An 18554-nucleotide genomic window follows, 5' to 3' on the forward strand; every position below is an offset into this window, starting at 1 on the left:
TACTTTTTTTCCTAAAAAAACTACTTACCTAAACCTGGCAAACGGAAATTTGGGATACTCTTTATGGCAAACGTATCTGAAACACGTGAATGATATAAGTACTGAATCACGTGAAGCGGTTCATTGTCGATTGCATAGTCCAAAGATCGTTCAGGAATACTACCGCGAAACAAAAGCTCTTGTGATTTGGCAGGGATTTTTTCGTCTGTTTGCGCAACGATCTTTAAAATCCACCCTGGAGTTTTCATTTGCGTTTTGGCGATGGGCAATGTTTGCCATAAACGGATCGTTTTATCGAGAGATGCTGTGAGTAAAACGCCGTCTGCGTGATCGATACTCAAAACACCCTTGCGATGCTGTGCAACAACGCTTACTTTTTTCGACGTCACTAAATCCCACCAAATAACGGTGTTGTCTTGCGAAGCCGAAAACAACGCGTGAAACTTTCCATCATAGAATAGTTGCGTAATCGCCGCCTTGTGACCACGAAAGGTTTGTATTTCTTCGCGTTTTTTTAGATCCCAAACGTGTATAATCCCATCGTTTTTGGAGAAAATGATCTTGTCACCACGTGTGTGCACGAGTGTGCGTATGGGAGAATCCCCATTATACAACACATAAGAGTAACGTGGCGTTTTTAAATGCCACAATTTTATATTGGTAGAGCCCGCAATAAGCCAATTGCCATCGTGACTGTAGCGCAAAACAGACAGCTTTTCGGGATAGTCTATACTATACTGAACTTTACCGCTTTTCAAATCGCGAATCATGATCTTGGCTTTGTGCTTGTACACAAGCTGGTCCCGATAAACCGCAAAGTTCTTTTCTCCGGTAAGCGTTTCTCTCAAAGAAAAGTTTTTTGCGTTCCATACACACAACTGATTTCTTTCACTTGCCCCTACAATGAAGTTTTGCGTGTGCTTGACGCGCACTAATTTGTGTCTGTGGCCACGTAAACTTGCGATGGCCTTCTTACTTTTCACATCCCACAACTTGACAGTTCGATCATTTGACGAAGACACAAAACGTTTTCCATCGCGACTGTAGCTTACCGAGTTCACCTTACCCGAGTGATCTCCAAAAAATGCAATGTGTTTCTTTTGTGGTGTATGCCACAAACGCACAATGCTTTTTGTCGCACTGACGACATACTTACCATCAGGGCTATAAGTAATCCCACGTGTATTGCGATTTTCGCGATCAATGTAAGCGACAGGAACCTCAGTGCCCAAATTAAGTAGCACTGCGGGCTTATTCTTATAGGCAATCGCGATGGTATTGCCATCGGGACTAAAAGAAATATCATTCACCAGCGTCTGGTCTTCCTTAAATTTACTGATCTCTTGACCAGTAATTATATTCCATAACCGCGTAGTTTTATCCGCAGATGCAGAAACGATACTCTTGCCTTGCGGATGAAACTTCACAAAGGTCACGGGCCCTTTGTGCCACAATACCGAAATAGTTTTGTTTTTATTCCAAATGCGCACAGTCTTATCGTCGGAGGCCGATGCCATAAACTGTCCTTTTGGACTAATCGCCACTTTTAAAACCGCGGAATTGTGTCCAGGGAGTACTTGGTAAACTTTACGTGTTTTCGTGCTCCAAATACGCAGCGTTTTATCATCGGAGCCAGAAATAATCCATTTCCCGTCAGGGCTTACCACCACTGTATTTACTGGAGCGGTGTGTCCAGTGTGCGTCACATAATGAGGCTTTTGCGTAGAACTATTCCACGCGATCGCTTCTTTGCGTGAAATAGAAACAACATGGTTTTGCATTTGGCGTACAGCAATCACTTGGTCGTCATGTCCACGTAACGTTGCGACACTTTTTTGCGCACGAATACTCCACAGTTTTACTGTTTTGTCCGATGAGCAAGAAATCAAGTACTGATTGTCGTTACTAAACACAACCCCCTTCACCCAAGAAGTGTGTCCGGTGAATTGTGCGACACGTCTTCCACTTTGCATGTCCCACAGATATACGTTCTTACCAGAAGTAGACGCGGCAAATCTCTCATCTTTCGACAAATCCATCGAAGTCACATCGGCACTGTGACCAGTAAAAGAGCGTTCGAGTTTTCCAGAGCGTAAATCCCATGAACGCAAAGAACGATCAGAAGAAATGGAATAAATCACATCGCGTTTACGACTAAACTTCAAATCGGTGATTTGCGCACTGTGTCCACGCAATACATACCTGGGTTTACTATTTGTAAGTGTCCACACCCATATTTTTTGTCCTTATCTCCCGAACAAATGATACGACTGGAACGATCAAAAGTAACGCTGGTGATTTCTCGTTGATGACCACTGTACCTGCGAACTAACTTTTCGTTTTGCACATTCCACAAAAACAGTGTTTTCGCAGCGCAAGCCACGATTTTTTTACCATCGGGGCTGTAGCGAACCTTATGCATCGCCGCATTTGTGGTGAAACTCACTTGCTCGCGTCCGGTCTTTACGTTCCAAATGCGTACGGTTTTATCATCTCCTGTGGAAACGATGTATTCGCTATTTTGCTGAAAGTCAATATCGTTAATCGCCGCGGTGTGTCCTTCTAGATAGTGCACAATTTGTCCTTGGGTATCCCACAAACAAATAACATTGTCTTTAGCGACCGTAGCATACAAACGTTGATTGGGAGCAACACGCAGCATGGTGATTTCTCCGTCATGGGAAATGAGCTTTTGCGCCTTGCGTTTAGAAGTGCTCCACATATACACATGGTTATCGCTACTTGCCGCCGCGATAAACGCCGAACTCGGGTGGTAAGCAATGTCGCGAATTTTCGCATTATTTTGCCACTGACTAATATACTTTCCGTTTTTATCAAAAAGCTGTAGCAAATTATCGGAGGTAATCGCGATCGTTTTCATGTTCGGGCTGTAACGTAAGCATTCAATATTCTGCGGACGATAAAATAGTTCCTCATGGTCCTTTAGCTTGCTCTGCGACAATGGATAAATACGTGCGTATTCCTCCAAACCGATCACCGCCTGTAAATACTTGTTGTAATGCGCGTCGCGAAACTTCGCATCGCATTCTTTGGTTTCCGTTACCTTAAACGATGAGGAATCGACCACAATAATTTCTTGCGACGAAGTAATGATCAACTTTCCATCATCGCTATACGCCAATGCATTTACTTTCTTATTGAAATTCCCCAGGGTTTTACGTTTTTGTAAATTTCCCAAGGCAATCACTTGTATTGCCTTGTTACCAGCAACCACCACACTCTTACCACTAGGGTGCAAAGTAATTGCGTTATAACTTTCATTACTTACGTATTCTTTTTCTCCTGTAGACAGATTCCACACAACGAGTTTGCCATCTGTGCTCAGGTACACCAGCTGATAATCACGTAGAAAAATATTAAGAGAATCGCGCGCAATTTCATTACACGCAATGGTCTTTTTGACAGTTTCCTCCGTGGTATCCCAAATGCGAATGGTTTTGTCTTTCGCAATCGAAATCAGCTCGTCTCCATTGGGTTTATAAAGTGCCGCCGTAATTTCACCGCGGTGGCCACGTAGTAGTTTTTCACTACCATTTTCTTCAATGGACCATAAATATATACAATGATCTTTCGATACCGTCGCAATTTCTTTGTTGTCGCTGCGAAATGCCGCAAACAAAAATTCCGTAGATGATTCTTGAAATATATTATTCAAGCGACCGGTATTGGCGTCCCACAAATACGCGCTGTCGCCTGTAGTGCTCGCTAACATCCGCCCATCTACACTGGAAGCAATATGAGACAGCTTTGCTCGGTAGTGTGGCGTTGTTTCCCAAGCCAAACCTTCTTTCATCAGTCCAAGTTTGATAAATTGCTTGTTTTGTTCGCGGATTTTACGCACTTCTCGCAACGGTAAGCCCTTAGTAAGTTCTAGACTAGCCCCGGCAAATAAAATACTATCTTTCCATTGTTGGGTGTCAAAAGCCTCACTGGCTTTTTGCAACGATATTTTGGCCAAGGTCTTCTTCGCAGCTTTCGCTTCGGCGAAACGAATGCGCTCTTCGCGCCGCGCCTTAGCGCGTTCGGCATCGGCTCTTCGCGCTTCTTTTGCCGCTTTCAGAGCCGCTTCTTCGGCTTCTTTGGCCGACTGTTCGGCACGTTGATGTTGTCTTTGTGCCTCTTTTGTTTCACGCTGTGCGATATCTCTTTGCTCTTGCGCTTCTTGCGCATTGGCTCGCGCGATCTTTTCTTGCGCCTTTGCCTCTTCAGCGTTTTTCTCCGCCAACAAGTGTTGTTGCCGGATAAAATACAAACTGACACTTAAGACGATAAAAGTAACCAGGATAGAAGCCGCTAACAATATACGTATACGCTGTGAAGATTTCTGTGCGCGAATTTTCTCTTCCTTCGCCAGGTGAATTTCTTTGCGAACTTTTTGCACCTGCGGGTCTTGCGAATCGAGTTCGTCAATTTGCGCTTCACTCAATCCCAAGTCATCGTTTTTCAAAGCAATCTTAGAATAGGCCAAGCGCGCGTCAAATCGCCCTTGCCCTGCGGCAGTGTTACCCGACCACAATTTAAGAGCTTGCTCAAAACAACTCACCGCTTTGGAATATTGCGCGTAGAGATAGTTTCTTTCTTTTCCACGAATTTTGTTGTCTTGCTTGGAAAGCTTTTGTTCGTTTTCACCGAGAATCTTTTGTCCTTCACGTGTAATGATCAAACTTTCACGGTGTTTTAAGAAGTGGGAAATCGCTTCTTTAAAATCTCTAACACTTTGGTAACGATCTTCGGGATTTTTGGCCAAAGATTTCGTACAAATAGACTTAAGCTCTTGAGGGACTTCATCGGGAAATAAATCATCGCGTTTATGATCAAATGTCGGTGGGTCGGAGGCGATCGCCTTCATCAACGACTTCCAAATATTCTCATCGTAATGCGGAGGTATTCCGGTGACAATTTCGTATAGCATCGCTCCGAGAAGATAGGTATCGGTCCATGGACCGATGTCATTACCATGACCTTCCGCCAACTCGGGACTCATGTAGTGTGGTGTTCCCATCGGACTTGCAACCATCGATTTATGTAAAGTACGTAACTCAGTGGAAATTTCTTCGAGTGAAACCGCTAGCCCCCAGTCCATCACCAGTACTTCACCAAACTCTCCGATCATGATATTTTCGGGTTTCAGGTCGTTGTGCACAATTCCCTTGTTATGGGCAAACGCCATCGCATCGCAAACATCAATCAGAGTACGTAAATGCGCTTCTAAATCGTAGTTGTTAAATCTTTCGTCCTCTGCTGTTTTGTTCAAACTTTTTTTCCACTCAACACCCTTGACCAATTTCATGGTGAGAAAAACGTCTCCACTGGTATCTTTCCCCAGTTCATAGACAGGAACAATGTTCGGGTGGTCAAGGTATGCGGTCACCAGCGCTTCGGAGATAAATTTTTGTTGGGTGGTGTTATTGATACTTCCGGGAATAATGCGCTTAATGGCAATTTTGCGTTTGAGACTCTTTTGTTCACCTCTATTGATAATTCCCATACCACCGCGCGCGATTTCGGTTCCAATCACAAAGTTCTCGGAACGCATACTACTGAGTTTACTTTTCACCCCTTCGTGTAGTGTTTCCTTCAGGCCATGTGTGGTGGCGTTACCTCTTGTGGTTGCACTTTGTGGAGATTTATAGTTGTCTTGTTTTTCGGTTATGGCACTCGCCAATTCTTCATCATCGATAATGGTTTGCTCACCGCTAATGTCTTTTTCGTCTTCCGTTTGTTGTTCGTCGGCAAATAGAGTTTGTGCTCCTTTTTCCAGATCAGATATCTCGTGTTGTGCGGGAGCGTCAAGTGTTTGCGACCCGTCTTCTAACAGTGGTATGTGCGACTTGCCGTCATCTATAATCGAATGGTCTTCATGGGCTGCGGCCAAGATCGCTTGTGACTGTGGATCATCGATCGTTTGTGCGCCCTCTTCCGCAAGTGATGAGGCATCCTGGGCAAATTCATCCAGCGTTTGTGAGCCGTCTTCTAGTGGTATTTGTGACTTACCGTCATCTATGATCGAATGGTCTTCATGGGCTGCGGCCAAGATCGCTTGTGACTGTGGATCATCGATTGTTTGCGCGCCTTCTTCCGCAAGTGGTGAGGCATCTTGGGCAAATGCATCAAGTGTTTGTGAGCCGTCTTCTAGTGGTATTTGTGACTTACCGTCATCTATAATCGAATGGTCTTCATGGGCTGCGGCCAAGATCGCTTGCGACTGTGGATCGTCTATTGTTTGCGCTCCCTCTTCTGCAAGCTGTGAACTATAGGTGTTTGCCTCGTCTATTGTTTGTTGTCCGGTAACATCCGTAGCATTATCATCTAGTGTTGTGTCAAGAGGCATTTTTTGTAAAGGGCTGTTTTCATCTACCGCCGTTTCTTGTTCCACCACAAACGGACGGACAGCCGTTTCATTGATCGTTTCATCTCCTTGTTGTTTTTGAGGCTGAACCACTTCTACTGGAGCGTCACCTTCATTTAGGAGAGTCATCAACGGTAAGTACACATTGGTCTCAGCAGTTACAGATTCTGCCTTATACGTTGCTCCACCACCATGTTTTTCCAGTTGCTCAGCCCCAATTGTTTTCGACCACAGTTGTTGAATTCTCTTCTCATCCATTTACACTACCTCTTTCTCGTCCAACACTAAATACAGCGTTTAAAATTTTCCACTACTTTTGCAATGCAATATTAAGAAAATGTTGTGCTTCTAAATTTTTGGGATTGATCTTCAAAGCCTTACGCAAATACAATTCAGCTCTCTTCGGACGACCTTTTTTGATATAGCATCTACCAAGAAGGGTGTACGCTTTGTCATCTCCGCCCAACTTAACGGCCTTCTTGCATGTGGCAATACCTCTATCCACGTCTCCGCCGGCAATAGGAGGATTATAGTAAAACATTTTCGCATTCGCAATATGTGCCAAAGAATTATTTTTATCGATTTCAATAGAACGATTTAAGTCTTCTAGTGCTTGTGGTCCTTTGCTCATACCAGTAAGAAAACCGACTATAGTGTGGGAATGAAGTTCTCCACGCACCCGATATAATTCACTCCAGTTTGCTCTTTTCTTGAGCAATTTATCTAAAACAACAATACCTTTTTCCGCGACCTTTGCCGTTCCTGGGCGTGTAATATTCTTTCCTTGTTTGTCAGATAATTCACGTCGGAAAAAACGTTGTACATTACAATTGGCTAGGCAAACGCGCGCAAACCAATAATGAGCGTTGTCATCTTGAGGATTTTTGTCCATCCATTGACGTAGCTCTTTCTGAACCGCCTCTAAATCTTTCAAGGAAAACGTCTTCTCCACCTCTTTGGCTTTGTTAATAAGCTCAGGAGAGGCAACAATACTGACAATAAAAAGACATAGTAAACATAATCGTTTCATAGTGTATCCTTTCCATACGTAACAACACTTTTATATTCGCTACCGGCAAAATTGTAACATAAAGCCATGTAAAATTCACTTTTATTTACGTGCATTAAAAGCAAAAACGCGTTTCAAAAAAGTTAGGTTTGTTGTATAATTTGATGCGCTAAAGTGAAGATAAACACTTTACTGTTTACATTATATTACATTGAAGGAAAAAGTATATGCTATGGAGTTGGTTCAAACAAGTTCTCGCTCGTGAAAAAGAGGAAACATACAACAATAAGTATGATTTTGTGGCCATTGACTTTGAAACGGCAAATAATGATAAATCGAGCATTTGTTCATGCGGAATTGTGGTGGTAAAAGACGGCGAAATACAACAAAAAAAACACTTTCTCATTCGTCCCAAGGTATTGAAGTTTAATAAACGCAATACCGAAATTCACGGCCTCAGCATTAAGGACGTAGAAGACAAACCCACCTTTGATAAACTATGGCCCGAGATCAAAGAATTCATTGACCAAGAGTTAGTAGTGGCGCACAATGCCAGCTTCGATCTTACCGCACTAAAGGCAGTGTTAGATTCTTATCACCTAGACTATCCAAATATTGATTACCTATGCACAGTGCATTTAGCAAAGAAAACCGTAAAAGAAGTTCCCAATCACAAACTAAATACCTTAGCAAAACATTTCGACATTCCGCTGAATCACCATGATGCTCTTTCTGATGCTGCGGCATGTGCACATCTAGTCAATAAAATTTGTGGCGAATCCAATCTCCGCGAAGTCATCTCACAAAACGATATAAAACTGCGTAAAATATCTGCAAAGTTAGCGCAATAATCGCACTGTGCGAAATCGCTCACATAACAGAGCGAAATCGCGCAGTCAACCGCAAATTCTTCCATCAAAAAAATGTGTCCTATTTTCTCACATTTTAACAAACACCTTATTTTACATAGCCTTCATAACTTTTTCTAAAATCGAATATTGAAATTGGCATGTACTTTGCTTCTCTATGCTACCAACAAAATACACAAAATTTATGAAGGAGAGAAAGTATGTGGCAGAAAAAAATTTCCCATCTATTCAACATCTTAGGACAATTGTCTCCGTATTCACAAGTCACCGTAGAAAGTCTGGCCAAGGAATACAAAATGAGTCCCAAAGACGTGCGTAAAGACGTGAACATTATCATAGCGGCAAATTTAGGGGTGTTTATGGAAGATGATAAAATTCGTATTTCCAAATACGGCTACAAACGCATTCGTAGCTGGATATTGAGCTGAATAGTTTCATTTTTTGATTGATGTTTATGCCTTTGGCTGTACCAACAAAAAACAAATGGAGGCACATTAAGACGTGTTACGCCTCTCCTGTGGGAGAGGCATGAGACTTGTTGCTTTCAGCGTAGCTGAAATCTACAAGACGATGGTGAGGGCACCATCTGAAAATTCTTACCCAAGTCAACCAGGAAATCCTTAATCGCAATCGCAGCGCTGGGTGATCTCTTGTTCACCGCATAAATCGTGAATCCATTGCCGCAATTGCGTATCACTGCAAGTTGTTAATTTTTGTAGCGTTGGCCAATCGTTTTCTTTTCCCGACAAACGCATCAAACCACGATAGATGCGCGACGCGCTTTTATAGTAGGGATCGTCACTGGGTAGTCTACCGTACCATGCCCAATAAACCATGGTAAAAATTCCCTCGAAATCCGCATCGAGGCGCTCCATTACCTGAAACAAATAAAAATCTAAATATTTGGTATGGCGCACTCCAAACAGTTCGGCAACGTGTTCAAATCTTGTCTGGATATTATTAGGTGAAAAGCCTTGTTTCCACAATAAATTCAGATGTCGCGTGACATTGTCTTGTATGGGCATGTAGCACGGAAGATCGTTTATGTGTCCTAATTCATGATTGTGAACCGTATCAACACGGCGTTCTAATACTAAATTAAAAAGCGCATCCCATTTTTTGTCTCCTTCAGGAAGTTTTTGAACCTCATCTCCCAAGGAACGTTTCAAAAAAACATCGGCAATCGAGCGATTGTATGGCAAAAATTCCTTGTCGCGCATGGCGAACTTTTCGGGAAATTGTTGTGGCTTGGTGATGCGCTGATACATTTCCTTTAGGGTAATAATGTGCGGACGCAGCGTGTCAACCGCCACATAAAATCCTTGGTTGGAGAGAAAGGCACGACCGGCAATAGTTGGGGAACCAGAAAAATAGCCACTATAAGAGTCAATATATGTTTCGTCACAAGTAATCGCTTGGTATGTACGTGGCTTTCCCCAGATTTCACGATGGTATATGCGGTCGCACAGACGGTTCATCAGGCGTATTTCAATTTGTCCATAGTTGTTTCCCATATCGAAAAACTTGTTGTAGCGCGCAAAATAATCGCACAAGCTCTGGGCTTTTGGGTTAAAAGGATTGGCTTCACGCACCACCCATAAGTAGCGATTAAATTCTCGTTGTGGTGTCGTTTTAAGATCAATGTCAAATGTCGTGGCAATTTCACGAATGTCTTGCAACATCTGCACGATGTCACGCTTCGTTGTCTGATAGTATTTTCCGACGTACTTGCGCAGCGCTTCGACAAATTTCACGTGATTTTTTAGGTGTTGCTTGTGCTCTTCATAACCATGTAGTTGTTCATAAACAATCAGCGCTTCTTCTTCCCAACCAACAAATGTTAGGGCCTGGGCCAATTCAAATAAAGATGCTTGGTCATTTTCTCGTGCACTTTCCATCGCATTCTGCAAACGGACATAACGCGAACGGACTTTGTTTTCTTTGTGAAAGATGAGTTCAACTGGAACAATTCTCCGCCAAATTTCATACGCCTTGCGATATTGTTTTTTACGCAACAAAAATCGACGATATATTTGTACCGTGCGCAGAGAATAGGGATTTTCTTGCAATGCTTTTTCTAGAAATTCACCACCGCTTTGGTGTTCATTTTGCTCTAGTGCAAAATGTCCTTTGATCGTTAGTAAAAAATTTTGTCGGGGAAAATTCTTTAATGCTTCTTTGGCTAACACGTCTCCACTTTGTGGCAGTTTATCGCGATACAGTGACAACAGCTCACGCCAATAGGCGGTTAAAAGCCCCAAATTTTCATCATTGCCAAATGGGTAATCGGGATGTAGCATTTTTACTTTATCAATGGTTTTTATCGCCGAAAGGTATTGCCCATAAAGCAAGTAGTTCGCTGCTTCAAAAAAATGGGGCTTTACTAACGAAGAATCTAATGCCAATGCGGTACGCGCTGAATCAAGGGCATCTCCCCATTTCAGTTGCCCAAGCAAGATAAATGCGCGAAGTTCATAGGCTTTTCCCGATTGTGCATTGTGTGCAATTGCTTCTTCAATAAGTTCCAAAGCGGCATCGAGATTTTTCTCCTCGTATTGTACTCCCGCAGCACTCATTTTCTCTTCTGCCAGTGCTTTTTCTACAACACTAGGAATGATAGAACAACCACAGAGACAAACGATCACCACTATCGCAACTACTCTCATTGTATACACCTTATTCATTCGATCAACTCAATAATCTTGCTTCTCACTTCTTTATCCCCCGCCTCCAACGCTTTTTTATACCAAAATAAAGCGCGATGGTGGTTTTGTACTCCTAACTCATTAGATTTATACACAGAAGCCAGCTTCTTGATCGCAGTGATGTTTCCCATTGTTGCTGAAGTTTCCCACAACTCAATAGCTTTATTGAGATTTTGGGTCACTCCATGTCCATTTGCATGACAATTGCCAAGATAAAAACTTGCGCTACTATTTCCCAACTCATGCGATTTGGTATACCATTTAATGGCTTTTTCATAATTTGGTACACCACCAACGCCTTTGAGAAAACAACTACCAATGCAATTCATCGCCGTAGTGCTATTTAATTCAGCGGCTTTTCCGTAGAACTTCAGTGCTTTATTGACATCCTGCTCCATCCCTTCGCCGCGATCGTACATTATTCCGAGTAATACCATTGCGTCGGCGTCATTGTTTTCCGTAGCTTTCTCAAAGTATTTTCGCGCCATCTTAAAATCTTTTTCGACTCCCATGCCACCACGGTACATATGCCCTAGGTAGTAATGTGCTTTTGCAAAATCTTGTTCGGCAGCCTTTGTCAGCCACAACAGTGCTTCTTTATGGTCCACACCAACACCTAAGCCATCTTTAAACATCAGAGCCAGTTCCGTTTGCGCCGCGGCAATTCCTTTGTGTGCTGCTTTCCATATCCACTTTTTTGCTTCGCGAAAATTTTTATGATGATTTTGTATTCCGTGTAAATAAATTTGCCCAATTTCTAACATGGAAAATACATTTTCAGTAGCAGCGAGTTGCAACTTTGGCTGGACAAATATCAACTTGTCTTCGAGACCATTTTTTTGACAATGTAAAAGATTGTGCTGCGCATCTTGTAAACCCAAAAGACTGGCTTTTTCATACCATTTCACTGCCTTTTTGTAATTGCAATCCACACCTTCACCATAGTAGTAACAACTTGCCAATGTATTCATTGCGTGAGCATTTCCCAAAAGAGCAGCGTTTGTGAACAGTAGTACCGCTTTTTCGCGATCCATTGCGGTATTTATTCCGTAGTAATAACAATAACCCAGTTCATACATTGCAGAACTATTCTTGTAGTCGGTCGCTTTTTCAAACCACTGTTGTGCTTTTTGATAATTTTGGCTCACTCCTTCGCCATAATAAAAACACAGTCCAAGGTAATACATTGCTTGGGAATTGTCCTTTGCGGCCATTTTTCGATACCAAAAGACATTGTTCTCGTGATGAAGAATTGTAGACAAATCCGCGTCATTGCTAATAAACATCGTGTCCCAATAAGGGTCCAAAATGACACGCGAAAGGTCTCGTTGGCTAAGTTTTACAATGCGCGACTGTTTTTTTTCCGAGCGCGACACAACCCCAAGAACAGCCCCATCTTCATCGACAACAGGTCCTCCACTAAATCCAGAACCTAATGGACAATCCAGAACAAACCATTCGTTTTTGATGGAGGTAACCAATAAATCGGTTTTGACTTGGGGATTAACTGTTGCGGGAAATCCCCAAGCCTTTACTTTTTGTTCGATGCTCAGAGGAGATGTAGACAACGATAACTGTTGCAGTTGTAATAGCTCACGATCTTCTTCGGCAAGTTTGAGAATGGCGATATCTTTATCCAAACAAATGTATATCGCACGTGGAACAAAGCCATTACTACTCACACGTATACGGCATGCACTCGAATGGATAATGTTGCCTTCCACAGAAAAATCAATGTCACCGATTTTAAGAATTTGTTCGGGAACTCTCCCCGTCACAACGTGCCTTGCTGTAACAATATAGTCGCCGATTAAAAAACCTGCGCCAGACACGATTTCAGAAAAAGTTGCGGTTTGCTGTGATGATCCCCAAATGACATTGCGCTTTTTATAACTATATGTATACTCGACTTCCGTGGCAATATGTATAATGGCGTCTCTTTTTTGCGCAAAAATACAGCCGCAAAATAACAACACCGCAACGCTAACTCTCCACATATTATTTTCTCATAAATTTTATCAACGGAATTTTCACCACGTCATGTGCCGTAGAAATCAGTACGCTCTCGATAACTTTTAACACCTTGTCCTCTGTCTTGTCGTCTCCTTGGATATACATACCTGCTAACACCCCACCGATAAATATCACTACGGCAACGCCACCGACAGTCAAAAAAACCTCCTGTCCTGCGGCATTGGGATCGACCTGTTTAATCTTCTTGAGCGCCAGATGCTCTTCGAGTTTATCTTTGGCCAAAATAGCATATAAGTGATACATTTGCGCAAAGTACATGTTACTCGCATCATAAGCCACGGCTCTTTTTATTTTGAGAAGAGCCTTTTTATAGTTGTTCGTTGCAGACTTCTCGTCATTTTTTGCCCACATAGAAAAGGCAATGGCCTGCACTGCGTAAAGAACCGCCTTGTGTTTTTTTTCGCTTACATAACCAAGCCCTTTTTCACATGCACCAACAGCCTCTTCAAATTTGCGCAACTCAATGAGAGATGATGCGGAGTATACATAGTTTTCAAATGTATGCTTTCCTTCTTTTATATTTTGTTCTACGCTGGTCAATAGTTCTTTAGGGTTGTCATGTATTTTTTGCAAATCGAAAATAACTTTGTCTTGCGCAACAAGACACACACATCCACATAAAACGGTAAAAATCGCTAAAATTTTCATGTCTTTTCCTTAAAATCGAAACACAAGTTTTCCGTATATTCATTATAGCCCTAATGATAATTTTTGTCTAGGCGCGTGATGAATTTAAAATATATCTATTTGCTAAAGCCCGAGCCCGCAGCACCATAGCATGAGGTAACAGAGATCTATTGAGAGATGTAAAAGATGTGAAAGATGAATATCGTTCACTTGTGCAGCTTTTTTAATTTTTTACACTTTTTTCAAAAAAAAACATAACAATGCCTGCCGTTTTTGCCAATACAAATGTATATATGACAAATGCATCGCTTGATGCATCATTTATACACAAAAAGGAGAACAAATGTTTATAGTCTTTCAAAAAGAATCTAGCATGCATGAATTGAATGACAATAATCTGAGTGGTGTTAATCTCTCGGGTTTGAATCTTAGCAATGTTGATTTTTGCAAATGCAATTTGCAGAATATAAACTTGCGCAAATCAATTTTAAAAAATGCGAACTTATCACATGCAGATCTCAAGGGAGCTGATCTTGAGGGTGCAGATCTTTCTGGCGCAAATCTTAGCAAGGCAAATCTGACAAATGCCAACTTGGTGGGAGCAAAATTACAAAATACTAACTTTAGCGGTGCGAAATTGATCAATGCCGATCTTTCACATGTTGATCTTTCGCAGGCCAATTTTTCTGGCACGGATTTAAAAAATTAATATGAAGTCATAAAAAAAGACCTGAAAAATCAGGTCTTTTTTTATTTTAGGATTGTTAGTGCGTTCCGCAGAATGGATCGAATTCAGCGTTGACTTTCTGTGCGACATACTCAATTTCAGCATAGATGTCTATATCAAAAAGGCAATTGCTGGTCATCACTAGTTTTCCATCTTGATCGCAAATGAGAGTAGCTTCTTCGGTCTCTGTTTCGTCTATCTTGAAACGTGCAACTAAATCTTCAGAAGGATCTTCGCCTTCTGCTTCTTGTAGTTTAAACTCATATTCATCGCGAATATGTACAGCTAAACTCAATGTACAGTCTTTGGTTTCTCCACCAGGATACTGTACGCGAAAGTTCAGTGCATCACCGGCATTGATTGCTGTGGTTTCCGCAAGAGTTTCTCTCAATTGAATCGAGGTATTCACTGCAAACTGTGGATCGAATTCTTCTTCGGACTTAATCGCCTTACTCTTCGTCGAAGGTTGTTCGTCTTCCATTTCATCGGCAGTGTATTCTTCCTGTCCTTCTTCTTCGGAATCAACGTCATCATCAAGTATTTGATCGTCTTCAGGATCAGCTTCACCTTCTTCATCAAATACGACATCACCTTGGTCTTCCTCTGTTTCAGGTGTTTCTTCTTCTTCCGCAGCGTATGGATCTTCGTTGTATTCGTCCTCTTCATCTTCCTGATTCACATTGCGTGCGCGATAATCAGAAATAGATTCGATGATCTGTGGTACTGGCTCACCTTCCACTGGCTCATGATAATCTTGAAGAACGATCGTTGTTTGTCCTTTTGGTAAGAAGAAGCAACGAATCGCCATGTCAGAGTTTACTTCGAAACCAACGACATATTCTTCACGGAATTGACGGAAATTTTCAAAATCATGATCAGCGGCCACAGCTTCTGAATCGATAAGTCCTAAGTACTGAGGCTCAGCACCTTCGAAATCGATACGATAAATCCAGAATTTTTCCTGTACCGGACGGAAGTCTTTGATAGAGGTACGTGCGACAGTTTCGTCTTTGTCCCAGTAAGACTTCACATTGAGTTCTTGACCTTGTCTAAAAATAGTTACCATCGCCACGAGTGAGTCGTAAGCGATACGACATGGTAGATAACTAAACAAGTTTTCAATAATGAGCTCAATTTGGTCGTAACCATCACGTAGTAACTGGCGTGTTTTTTCGTTGTATGGATCGACACGAACAGATTCCATATAACGTCCAATACATGCTCCTAGAGGTACAGCGGTTTTTGCAGAATCACGGTCAAAGCGTACGTTTGCAGGATCGTAATCAAAGATATCCGAAGTCTCGGTAAATATCTCATGAGCACCTTGTTGTACAGCTTTCATGTTACAAGAAAGACCAGAAAGAATCAGGCGATCAATGCGATCTCCTTGGGTTTCATCTGTACCTTGTAATCTGGCAATGGCCAAACTAGCGGCAAGACTCAACGATTGTTTTATGGTATCCATAATCACGTTGTTCATGTCTTCTTGAGTGACGACAAGTGCTAGGTCATCTTGTTGGATCGCACCTGAATCAACGAGCCATCCTTGTGCCATTTGCATAAAGTTGTAGAGCTGACCACTGTCAAGTTCTACTTCATCCGGCCAATTTTCTGGTAAAGCACTTGCCATTACTGTACCAAAATTTTCAATAATTGGCGTACCTAACGTCTTTTTCAATTCGTCGCAAATTTCCCATAGTGTAAAAAAGTTGGAAATTTTGTCACTGTCATCAATAAAACGCGTTGGGATGACTTTGTCGATAACCTTTTCGTTAAGGTTGTCGTAATTACGTAGGTTTTGAGATGGATGCACTGTCCATTCGAGAAGTGCTCCTGGACGATAACGAGGTAAGGCTTCCGGATCATCTTCATTATCGATTAAATCATCCGGCATGTTTAATAGAAGTTGTCCTAGTTCGCTGTCCATAGGTGGTTCTAGGTTCTTTTCGGTAATGAGTGTCAAAACCTGATCAGCAAGACGTGACTTCATGTAACGGAAAACCCATAGGGTAAGTAAGTCACCACCGAGATATGCGTGCCCTGTTGTTCCTAACAAACGAGGTGTAATACGGAAATAAGATCCACCATGACCGCGGTCTTCACCTTGCTCGAATATTTCAATTTCTTCATAAAGGAGTTGAATGAGAGCGATATCTGTGGTTCCACCACCTAAGTCGTACAGAAGTATATTTTGATAAGAACGTCCATATTTATCTTTGCGGCTACGTGCCATCAAACCGTGCATACCACAAACGGGGTCAGCGCCTATTTCACGCCAAATATGGAAAATCGCCGCCGCTGTCGCTTCGTCAAAACGAGTGTCCACTTCGCGAATGTTGAGTTCGTTGAGAATTTCGCGTAGTAAATGACGACTGGCTGCGGGGTAAGATGTCGGGAAAGTTGCCACAACTGAGCATAGCCATTCCGCATCTTCAAATTTACCTTCTTCACTACGACGGTGAATGTCACTCACCGAACGCGTAAACAGTTCTTTGTATGTTATTTTAGCAAGTGCTGCAGAAGGAAAGTTGACTTCTCTTCCACCGGACTCTTGTGGTACGACAGAAATGATTTCATCACGCCCGAAATATCGTTTACTCGACAGAACAAATTGACGAATATCAAGTTCTCCAGTTGCCGCACTGTGTAGAAGCAATCCAACACGCGCCCCCATATCGATTTTGGTTTCCTCGACCAAACGATCAGGATCTTCACTATCTGGTGCATCAATAACTTGTAGTACACTAGAAATAGGTGCCGGACCAACATTTTTATCTAATTCAAGTACAAAGTAACGTTGTGACTCGAGGTTTTGCGAATCAATACTCGCCTCAAACCCCTGCATCGTTTCGCTTGCAACGCCTTTGATTGTTTGGCTGTCCCCGCCGTCTTTGACGAAGTTAGATAAACGTCCTATCAACTCGGACAAAAATTGAATGCGAAGTTTTTCATCAAAACGGTTTAAGGCCTGAGAAATGTCAGCTTTTGGAGCACCACACTCTGGAAATTCTGCGGTAGGAATCACCAAAGTTAAATTTTTGATAAATACATCGACATTGTCCGGCTCTAGAGAAGACAAGTGCTCTGTCAACCACATGTCCATCCATTCGCATAGAGCTTCCCATTGATCTGTACCTAGCTGCCCTCGAACCTCTTCCGCAGCAAAAGACGGGTCGCGAACCGCAACAGATGAGTTTGCTGTACCATAGTCAATAGCTAGTAAACCACTGTAGACACCAGCCACCATACCTTGGTCTTCGTCTTCGCCTTCCTCTTCACCTTCGCCGTGATGTTCACCTTCATCGTCGCCATATTCATCTTCACTTGCGCCTTCAGAATCATACTGCTCTTCATCGTCGGCGAAATCATCGTGATCTTCTTCTACATCTTCTTGATTTTCGGAATTTGTATTCAGCAGGATTTCTTGACGACATTTATATTCGATCACTTCACCATCTTCCGTGGTTTCGACCAGTTTAACCAAAATAGGAATATTTACAACACCGGCTTCAGGTAACAAACTTGTGTCCCCTAGTGTACGGATAGGAATATCAACAATAACTTGTTCGCCTGTTTGGTCAATTGTAAAGTTAGACACCGCAATGATTCGCGCTAGAATCTTGCGCACTTCTTGTTTTAATTTGGGAGATTGCAAATTCCATTTGGAAGGAAAAGCTAACTTTAATTCAAACTCCTGAGGAGAAGAATCTTCTGAAAGTCCATCCAAAAAATAGCGCAGAGGTTGCTGATCCTCGATTGGATGAATTTCAATACTTTTTTGTTCGGGGTAAAACTCGGCGTTTTTCATTACAATGTGGCGAGGTCATTTATACATCAGGGTACAAAGCAGACTTGAAGCTCTTTCTTGATACCTCTAAGATATTTGATTTGAAATTTTAAGGAATGTAGTTGAAAACAGTCAATCCATCGCAATCACATCCCCAAGCTGCAAAATATTCCTCGCACTTCCTTTCTGAATATCAAAATATCCATTAAAATTTCTAATAACTTTATAGGGCGCGCAGACTTCCGCGCCTTACATCTATAATAAGTTACGTGACCATTATAGGTTTTCTATGTTTATAAAACAACTTATTTTTTACGAATACAACCCCGATCCCGATCCCGTTCCTGTTCCCGAAAATCTTTTTGTTTCGGGAATGGAATCGGGATTGGGACCAGGATCGATTTATTTGTTTCTGTGAAAGCTTAC

General features: G+C 42.1%; 11 protein-coding genes. 4 read left to right on the forward strand and 7 right to left on the reverse strand.

Features of this window, described 5'->3' with window-relative positions; genetic code table 11:
• Nucleotides 1–20: 20 nt before the first annotated feature.
• The 3 genes from UABAM_RS27700 to UABAM_RS27710 are packed head-to-tail and all read right to left on the reverse strand — an operon-like array spanning nucleotide 21 to nucleotide 7400.
• Nucleotides 21–2231 carry a WD40 repeat domain-containing protein gene (locus UABAM_RS27700; RefSeq protein WP_151971238.1) on the reverse strand — a complete coding sequence of 737 codons (2211 nt, stop codon included), beginning with the start codon at nucleotides 2229–2231 and terminating at the stop codon, nucleotides 21–23.
• On the reverse strand, nucleotides 2162–6628 hold the full coding sequence (locus UABAM_RS27705) for a WD40 repeat domain-containing serine/threonine protein kinase (RefSeq protein WP_151971239.1): 4467 nt from the start codon (nucleotides 6626–6628) through the stop codon (nucleotides 2162–2164). The genes UABAM_RS27700 and UABAM_RS27705 overlap by 70 nt, the downstream gene beginning before the upstream one ends.
• Before the next feature lie 52 nt (nucleotides 6629–6680).
• Nucleotides 6681–7400: a tetratricopeptide repeat protein gene (locus UABAM_RS27710; protein ID WP_151971240.1), complete on the reverse strand. Its 720-nt coding sequence runs from the start codon at nucleotides 7398–7400 to the stop codon at nucleotides 6681–6683.
• A gap of 206 nt (nucleotides 7401–7606) precedes the next feature.
• Here UABAM_RS27710 and UABAM_RS27715 point away from each other — a divergent pair, with 206 nt between their 5' ends.
• Nucleotides 7607–8230 (forward strand): 3'-5' exonuclease, encoded by a 624-nt coding sequence (locus UABAM_RS27715; RefSeq protein WP_151971241.1) that lies wholly within the window; start codon nucleotides 7607–7609, stop codon nucleotides 8228–8230.
• Nucleotides 8231–8448: 218 nt separating this feature from the next.
• Nucleotides 8449–8676 (forward strand): hypothetical protein, encoded by a 228-nt coding sequence (locus tag UABAM_RS27720; protein ID WP_151971242.1) that lies wholly within the window; start codon nucleotides 8449–8451, stop codon nucleotides 8674–8676.
• 192 nt (nucleotides 8677–8868) lie between these two features.
• Here the strand turns inward: UABAM_RS27720 and UABAM_RS27725 are convergent, their stop codons facing one another.
• Genes UABAM_RS27725 through UABAM_RS27735 form a run of 3 tightly spaced genes read right to left on the reverse strand, consistent with a single transcriptional unit; the run spans nucleotide 8869 to nucleotide 13635 of the window.
• Nucleotides 8869–10914 carry a tetratricopeptide repeat protein gene (locus UABAM_RS27725; RefSeq protein ID WP_151971243.1) on the reverse strand — a complete coding sequence of 682 codons (2046 nt, stop codon included), beginning with the start codon at nucleotides 10912–10914 and terminating at the stop codon, nucleotides 8869–8871.
• 14 nt (nucleotides 10915–10928) lie between these two features.
• Nucleotides 10929–12950 carry a trypsin-like peptidase domain-containing protein gene (locus UABAM_RS27730; RefSeq protein WP_151971244.1) on the reverse strand — a complete coding sequence of 674 codons (2022 nt, stop codon included), beginning with the start codon at nucleotides 12948–12950 and terminating at the stop codon, nucleotides 10929–10931.
• 1 nt (nucleotide 12951) lies between these two features.
• Nucleotides 12952–13635, reverse strand: a complete 684-nt coding sequence (locus UABAM_RS27735) for a hypothetical protein (protein ID WP_151971245.1) — start codon at nucleotides 13633–13635, stop codon at nucleotides 12952–12954.
• Nucleotides 13636–13957: 322 nt separating this feature from the next.
• On the opposite strand from UABAM_RS27735, the gene UABAM_RS27740 reads away from it, so the two are divergent.
• Nucleotides 13958–14323, forward strand: a complete 366-nt coding sequence (locus UABAM_RS27740; protein ID WP_151971246.1) for a pentapeptide repeat-containing protein — start codon at nucleotides 13958–13960, stop codon at nucleotides 14321–14323.
• Nucleotides 14324–14378: 55 nt separating this feature from the next.
• Here the strand turns inward: UABAM_RS27740 and UABAM_RS27745 are convergent, their stop codons facing one another.
• Nucleotides 14379–18149: an acetate and sugar kinases/Hsc70/actin family protein gene (locus tag UABAM_RS27745; RefSeq protein ID WP_151971247.1), complete on the reverse strand. Its 3771-nt coding sequence runs from the start codon at nucleotides 18147–18149 to the stop codon at nucleotides 14379–14381.
• Nucleotides 18150–18417: 268 nt separating this feature from the next.
• Here UABAM_RS27745 and UABAM_RS34060 point away from each other — a divergent pair, with 268 nt between their 5' ends.
• The gene (locus UABAM_RS34060) at nucleotides 18418–18546 is read left to right on the forward strand and encodes a hypothetical protein (protein ID WP_261343919.1); all 129 of its coding nucleotides are present in this window, start codon (nucleotides 18418–18420) and stop codon (nucleotides 18544–18546) included.
• Nucleotides 18547–18554: the final 8 nt, after the last annotated feature.

The organism is Candidatus Uabimicrobium amorphum (genome assembly GCF_009002475.1).
GTDB classification, from domain to species: Bacteria; Planctomycetota; Uabimicrobiia; order Uabimicrobiales; family Uabimicrobiaceae; genus Uabimicrobium; species Uabimicrobium amorphum.

What these genes read in the sequence shown, in the direction of transcription:
- UABAM_RS27705 (WP_151971239.1), bottom strand. Translation starts at nt 6,628, where the DNA reads ATGGATGAGAAGAGAATTCAACAACTGTGGTCGAAAACAATTGGGGCT.
- UABAM_RS27710 (WP_151971240.1), bottom strand. Translation starts at nt 7,400, where the DNA reads ATGAAACGATTATGTTTACTATGTCTTTTTATTGTCAGTATTGTTGCC.
- UABAM_RS27715 (WP_151971241.1), top strand. Translation starts at nt 7,607, where the DNA reads ATGCTATGGAGTTGGTTCAAACAAGTTCTCGCTCGTGAAAAAGAGGAA.
- UABAM_RS27720 (WP_151971242.1), top strand. Translation starts at nt 8,449, where the DNA reads ATGTGGCAGAAAAAAATTTCCCATCTATTCAACATCTTAGGACAATTG.
- UABAM_RS27725 (WP_151971243.1), bottom strand. Translation starts at nt 10,914, where the DNA reads ATGAGAGTAGTTGCGATAGTGGTGATCGTTTGTCTCTGTGGTTGTTCT.
- UABAM_RS27730 (WP_151971244.1), bottom strand. Translation starts at nt 12,950, where the DNA reads ATGTGGAGAGTTAGCGTTGCGGTGTTGTTATTTTGCGGCTGTATTTTT.
- UABAM_RS27735 (WP_151971245.1), bottom strand. Translation starts at nt 13,635, where the DNA reads ATGAAAATTTTAGCGATTTTTACCGTTTTATGTGGATGTGTGTGTCTT.
- UABAM_RS27740 (WP_151971246.1), top strand. Translation starts at nt 13,958, where the DNA reads ATGTTTATAGTCTTTCAAAAAGAATCTAGCATGCATGAATTGAATGAC.
- UABAM_RS27745 (WP_151971247.1), bottom strand. Translation starts at nt 18,149, where the DNA reads ATGAAAAACGCCGAGTTTTACCCCGAACAAAAAAGTATTGAAATTCAT.
- UABAM_RS34060 (WP_261343919.1), top strand. Translation starts at nt 18,418, where the DNA reads ATGTTTATAAAACAACTTATTTTTTACGAATACAACCCCGATCCCGAT.